Source organism: Pseudomonas sp. 32_A, from assembly GCF_017490905.1.
GTDB lineage: Bacteria > Pseudomonadota > Gammaproteobacteria > Pseudomonadales > Pseudomonadaceae > Aquipseudomonas > Aquipseudomonas inefficax.
Genome location: NZ_JAFGYI010000481.1, coordinates 1 through 246, shown reverse-complemented (window position 1 = coordinate 246; position 246 = coordinate 1). Strand labels below are relative to the sequence as shown.

At 63.8% G+C, this 246-nt stretch carries 1 protein-coding gene; it reads right to left on the bottom strand.

The features are described 5' to 3' along the window. Window positions 1-246: PQQ-binding-like beta-propeller repeat protein (locus J5M58_RS27520; protein ID WP_207880669.1), on the bottom strand; the 246-nt coding region annotated here is incomplete at both ends.

The window sequence follows — 246 nt, the reverse complement described above, 5'->3', positions numbered from 1 at the left end:
CGCCGAACTTCTTGTTCCACACCACTTTGCCGGTGCGCTTGTCGAGCGCAATGACCCGCGCGTCGAGGGTGCCGAAGTAGATCTTGTCGCCGTAGATCGCCGCGCCGCGGTTGACCACATCGCAGCACGGGCGGATGTCATCGGGCAGGCGCGCATCGTATTGCCACAGTTTCTTGCCGGTACGGGCGTCCACGGCGAACACCCGCGAGTAGGAGCCGGTCAGGTACATCACCCCGTCCTTGACCA